The sequence below is a fragment of the Acinetobacter entericus genome, from assembly GCF_026168575.1.
Classification (GTDB): domain Bacteria; phylum Pseudomonadota; class Gammaproteobacteria; order Pseudomonadales; family Moraxellaceae; genus Acinetobacter; species Acinetobacter bouvetii.
Genome location: NZ_JAPEQW010000022.1, coordinates 50,579 through 56,578 on the forward strand (window position 1 = coordinate 50,579; position 6,000 = coordinate 56,578).

4 protein-coding genes are annotated in these 6,000 nt (G+C 37.4%); all 4 read left to right on the top strand.

All coding sequences use genetic code 11. The features are described 5' to 3' along the window. The first annotated feature begins 52 nt into the window (after positions 1–52). The 4 genes from OKC24_RS15105 to OKC24_RS15120 all read left to right on the top strand — a co-directional run bounded on the left by OKC24_RS15105 (position 53) and on the right by OKC24_RS15120 (position 5,719). Positions 53–859 carry an alpha/beta fold hydrolase gene (locus OKC24_RS15105; RefSeq protein ID WP_131275712.1) on the top strand — a complete coding sequence of 269 codons (807 nt, stop codon included), beginning with the start codon at positions 53–55 and terminating at the stop codon, positions 857–859. Continuing rightward, positions 856–2,085, top strand: a complete 1,230-nt coding sequence (locus OKC24_RS15110) for an NAD(P)/FAD-dependent oxidoreductase (RefSeq protein ID WP_131275711.1) — start codon at positions 856–858, stop codon at positions 2,083–2,085. The genes OKC24_RS15105 and OKC24_RS15110 overlap by 4 nt, the downstream gene beginning before the upstream one ends. A gap of 66 nt (positions 2,086–2,151) precedes the next feature. Further along, on the top strand, positions 2,152–3,069 hold the full coding sequence (locus OKC24_RS15115) for a LysR family transcriptional regulator (protein WP_131275710.1): 918 nt from the start codon (positions 2,152–2,154) through the stop codon (positions 3,067–3,069). Positions 3,070–3,226: 157 nt separating this feature from the next. Continuing rightward, positions 3,227–5,719 (top strand): DEAD/DEAH box helicase family protein, encoded by a 2,493-nt coding sequence (locus OKC24_RS15120; protein WP_265465919.1) that lies wholly within the window; start codon positions 3,227–3,229, stop codon positions 5,717–5,719. The last annotated feature ends 281 nt before the right edge of the window (positions 5,720–6,000 follow it).

Below are 6,000 nucleotides of genomic sequence, written 5' to 3' on the forward strand. Positions count from 1 at the left end.
TGTCGGGAAATTCAGTATGGTTGCCAAAATAGAAAGATTTGGAGCAATCGACATGAAGTCACTTCCGTTATTTCATTATCAAACGCAGGGTAAAGCTGGCGCAGATTGGATTACTTTTATCCCCGGCATTGGCAATGACTTAAGCTTTTGGGCAGCGCATGCTGAAATTTTGGCAGAAGATTTTCAAGTTTTAACTTTTGATCCGTGGGGACATAACCTCAGCCCTGAACCGCCAGAACATTGCAGTTTTCAAGATGTAGTCGATGGTGTAATTGCACTATGGAATCATCTCGGCATTCAGCAAAGCGCTGTTGTAGGCCTCGGTTTCGGCGGTTCGGTGTCTTTATCTTTGGGTTTGAAATATCCAGAACGCATGAGCCAAATTGCAGCATGCTGCTGCCGTCCACGCCAGCCTGATGACCGTCATGCGTTTTGGCGTGACCGCTGTGCCAAAGCGCGTGCCAATGGCCTAGTAAAATTGGGCGATGTCACGGTAGACCGTTGGTTAAGTGAAGAATTTAGAGCGGCACGTCCAGATGTCGATGCACAGCTGCGCGCAATGATTAAACGCACTTCGGTTGAAGGTTACTGCGCTTATGTGAATGCTTTCATTGAAATGGATTTTTCACAGGAACTCGGCAACATTCAAACGCCTGTTTTATTACTGGCGGCAGAGCATGATCATGGCGGCGGGCCAGTGGAAGATATGCAAATCATGGCGGCGCAGCTGCCAAATGCGGAATTAAAAATTATTCAAAACAGCGGGCATATTTGTAATTTTGAAGCCCCAGAACAAGTCACGCAGCACCTCAAACAATTTTTTAAAGCTGGTGCAATTCAAGGAGAGAAAAGCGCATGATTAAACGAGTGGTCATTATTGGTGGCGGTCATGCTGGAAGCAGCTGCGCTAAAGCACTGCGCCATCAGCAATTTAACGGTGAAATTGTTTTGATTAGCAATGAATCAGAACTGCCATATCACCGTCCGCCATTGTCCAAAAGCTTTATTAAAGATGAAGCGGAAATGGAGCTTTCTAAGCTGTGTCTGCAGCCCGAGAATTTTTATGAGAAGTATCAAATTGATTTAAGGCTGAATACCGCAGTTAGTGAGATTGATCCAGAAGAAAAACTGGTCAAGCTCTATCATGGCGACATGCTGCATTATGACTATTTGGTCTTAGCGACAGGCACACGCCCGCGCCAATTGCCATTGCCAGGTTTAGAACTTGATGGTGTGATGAGCCTGCGTACCTTGGCAGATGCACGAAAACTGCGTGACTCACTGGCGAAAGTACGCAATGTGGTGATTATTGGCGGCGGTTTTATTGGATTGGAATTGGCGTCTACTGCTCGTACACTGGGCAAAGATGTAACCGTACTAGAGCATACACCGCGCGTTTTAGGCCGTTCAGTTGCGCCTTTGGTATCGGATTATATTGCTAATATTCATCGTGAAAACGGCATCAAAATAGAAACTGGTGTGTTCATTAATGAATTTGTTGGAGAACAGGGTAAAGTCACAGGTGTGAAATGCGCACATGGCGTGATTCCTGCCGAGTTAGTTTTGGTGGGTGTCGGTGCAATTCCAAATACTGAATTGGCAGAGCAGGCAGGCATTCAATGTGAAAATGGCATTGTGGTGAATAGTGCAATGCAAACCAATTTTGCAGATATTTTTGCGATTGGCGACTGTGCAAATCATCAAAATGCCTTTGCTGGTGAACGCCGCATACGCCTTGAGTCGGTACAAAATGCCAATGACCAAGCATTGACTGTTGCAAACATGATTTTATCGCAAAAAGCGGAATATAAAACTGTACCGTGGTTTTGGACAGATCAGGGTGATATTCGCCTGCAAATGACAGGTTTATCTTTTGATACCAGTGATTATGTGATTCGCGGCGACATGAAAAGCGGGCGTTTTTCTGTGTTTCATTATGCGAAAGATAAACTTGTGGCTATTGATTCGGTGAACCAACCTGTAGATCATATGATTGCACGGAAATTGCTGGAAGCAGGCATAACGCCTTCCAAGGTTCAAGCAGCTGATTTGAACACCAATTTAAAGAGTTTATTGGCTGTTTAAGGATATAAAAATCAGCGCACTACTGAACCAGCTTGAATGCTGGTTTAGTCATATAGGGATATTACAATGCAATCAATATTGGATTCGAAGTGGCTGGTGTTTATTAAAGTAGCGGAGTTGGGCAGTTTGTCTAAAGCTGCGCATGCGTTTAATGTGCCGCAATCCATGATCAGCCGCCATATTGCACAGTTGGAAGAGCAGTGCGGTACACGTCTGTTTAACCGTACTGGGCGCGGTGTGGTGCTGACTGAGCTGGGCTATGAGCTGCTGCCGCGGATTATTAATCTTGCGATTGAATGCGGTGCGATTGAGGATGATATCCGTACCTATGGCGGAGAGCCAATTGGTGAAGTGCGTGTGGGTTTATTGCCCGCCTTGGTGCGTCAGCTTTCAGGTGCTTTGTACCGTCATATTAAGGAAAACCATCCACGGATTGATTTGCATTTAAGTGAAGGCTCGAATGTGCATTTGGAAGAAATGATTGAGGAAGGCCGTATAGATATGGCTTTACTACTGCGCGAGGGTGAAGTTGCGAAGCAGGAAGAAGCAGTGATTGCAGAGTTTGGCCTAATGCTGGTCGGTCAAAGTAATGATCCTTTGGTACAGCAGCCGACCATTAAGCTTAGAGATTTGCAGGATTTACCTTTAATTGTGCCGAGCCGTCCGCATCCTTTACGTGCGCGTTTAGATTTGCTGGCACGGCAGATGGAATGCAAGTTTGATTGTATTGTAGAAGCGGATTCGAACCGTTTACAGCACGAATTAGTCGCCGCTGGTGGCGGTTATGCGATTTCTTCAGGTTTATTTGGCTTGGAAAATCAGCAGCGTTTGTCTGCCAGTTTGATTGTAGAGCCTGAGTTGCACCGCAGTGTGGTGCTGGCGCATACCATACGCAGACCGAATACACGGGCTGCACGGGTGGTGCAGCAGTGGTTTGAGAAACAAGCACCGCAGATTTTGAAAGGGATGATTGTGAATCGGTGATGGTGTCTGTAAAAGTTAACTTCGTATAAGAGATTCTATGTTAAATCACTATGAAGATACTTACTCATTAAATATTTATTTAATTGAAATAAAATAACAAAAAAGTTTTTAATTTAAATATAATCAAGTACTTTTTTAAAATTCAACATGGAAGAAAATGTCTTTTTTTGATGAAATATTTTTAGATAATGATCCTATTAAAATTAATAATATTAATGAATTGTATGATTCATTAGATGCAAAAAGTTCTCATAGCTCACTACGTGTTATACAACAAGAGTGTATTGATATTTTAGACGCTAAATTAGAAGAAAAGGGTATTATTCTTAAACTTAGTACTGGTTCTGGAAAAACAACAATTGGTTTACTCTATCTAAAATATTATGCCCAAAAATATAATGAACCTGTTCTGTTTTTGGTCCCAACTTTACAACTAGCAGAGCAAGTCATATCGGAAGCTACAAAATTAGGCATACAATCAACTCTCTATTCAAAAGGACATAGAACGGTAAGTCCAGAAGCTATGTGTGGTGATGAAATTATCGTCTCGACATATGAAAAATTATTTAATGGACTTAGTACTTTTAAGACATATGGAATACAACCTTGTGCAGTTGTTTTTGATGATGCCCATACTGGTATGGATATAATTAAAAAACAATTTTCTATTATTTCATCGGGGGAAATTTATACTGGATTATTATCTATTATAAAAGAATCATGCAAAAAACACTTAGGTATACAATGGCTTGAATTTGAAACAGATGGTAAAACTTTTGAAGTTCCTTATTGGATATGGCAATCAAAAATCGAAGAAATTTCTAAGTTATTAAATACATATAAAGATCATATAGATTTAAAATTTAATTATCCTCTTATTAAAAATGAGTTAACTTTTTGTAGGTGTATATTTAGTCAAGCAAATTTTGAAATTTCACCAAATATTTTAAATATTAAAAATATAACTCCATATTATGAGTCTAAGCACAAACTGTTTATGTCTGCGACTTTTTCTGACTCGGATAATTTTATTAGATTTTTAGGTTTAGAAAAGGATATTGTTCAGAATATAGTTGCACCTACATCTGATAAAGGTACAGGTGAACGGATGATCCTTGTACCATCTATTATCTCGCCAGATTTAGATAAAAATAAAGTAGTTAATCTTTGTGCTGATTTAAGTAAGCAGACAACAGTCTTTGTTCTGACATCATCGATAAATCAAGCAAAAGTTTGGACGGATGAAGGGGCAATTTTTCTAAATAGTGAAAATATTAATGAAGCTTTATTTGATTTAAGTTCAAAAACGAATAAATCAGGATTTTATGTGATGGCACAAAGATTTGAAGGGTTAGATCTTGCAGATGACTTGTGTCGAATATTAGTGATAGATGATATACCTTTTGGAGAAAGTATCATTGATAACTATGATAGTGAATGTTTAGGTAATATAACTGGATTTGGTGGAAAAAATATATTCAGACTAGAACAAGGTATGGGAAGAGCTGTACGTTCTCATGTTGATTACTCTGTAATACTATTAGTTGGCAGTGACTTAAGCTCTTTTATTGCTCATAAAGATTGTAGAACAGCATTGAGTCCAGAGACTAATTGTCAGTTAGATTTAGGTATTAGAGTTAGTAAACAGATTGCTAAAGATCAAAAAGACCCGATTGAAAATATTAAAAAGGCTATTGCTAGTTGCTTGAGTAGGGATCTAGCTTGGAAAAATGGTTATCAATCTGAAATGAAGAAGGTTAAAAAAACTGAATTTGTATATGATGAAAAATTACTAGATTTAGCTTATGCAGAGCGTAAGTTTTATGAAAATTCCTACATTAATCAATTTTATAGTTCAAAAGACATATTTAACAACACTATTAACGCTTTATCTGATTCTAAATATAAGGGGAAAATGTTGGAAAACTTTGCTCGCATTGTAAATTTTACTGATGGATCGGAAAGTATGCAAATTCAGAATAAGGCCATACAATTATACCCTCGAGCTATTCGACCATTAACAGTGTACCCAAGAAAACTTTTTAAAGAGCCAACAAGTTCCGCAATAAATATTGAAAAAATTATAAAAGATTACAATAATTTAGAAGGTATTCTAATACAGCTACAAAAAATGAAATCTGATTTTGGATTTAATGAAGTTAGAAGTAATAAAATAGAAAAAAATTTTAGAATATTAGGACACTTTTTAGGGGCTGATTCAATCAATCCTGAAGATGAATATAAAGAAGGTCCTGATGTATGTTGGTACCTAGATAATAGTGTATACGTGATAGAGATAAAACATAATCAGGTTGAATCATTACATAAAAAAGATTCTGGTCAATTGAGTGATAGTTGTGAGTGGGCAAAGAAAAATTATCCACCTATGGCAAATATTATCCCAACTACTTTAACTAATGTTACATTTTTTGATAAAGATGCTCACTATCCAACAGGTACTGTTATTATCAATGAATTAAGAACATTAGATTTTTTGGACACTATAATAAAGTTCTATGAACATATTATAAGAGAATCTAAAAATACAGCACAAGAAATAACAAGTGAATTAAATCATTATGGCTTGGATAATAATTCCATCTTTCAAAAATATTTAAAAAAATTTGAATCTATTATGAAAAAAAAATAATAGACTCTATCCTGTCTTAAGATTTACACTATTATGTTAATTAGATAGAAAATCTAAAATTAACATAATAAACGTTATATGGAATTTTATTTTATATAATTCATGGGTTTATCTTGTATCTAAAAAGCCCAACTCAGCTGAGTTGGGCTTTTTTGTTGATTTCTCATGTTTTACGCTCACTAATTGAGCAATTTTCCGTAAGTTTATATAGAAAAACTTTATGTTTTTTCAGCTCAGAAAGAGGTGGTTCCACTTGTTTGAACAACTAAAAGCGTATTTAT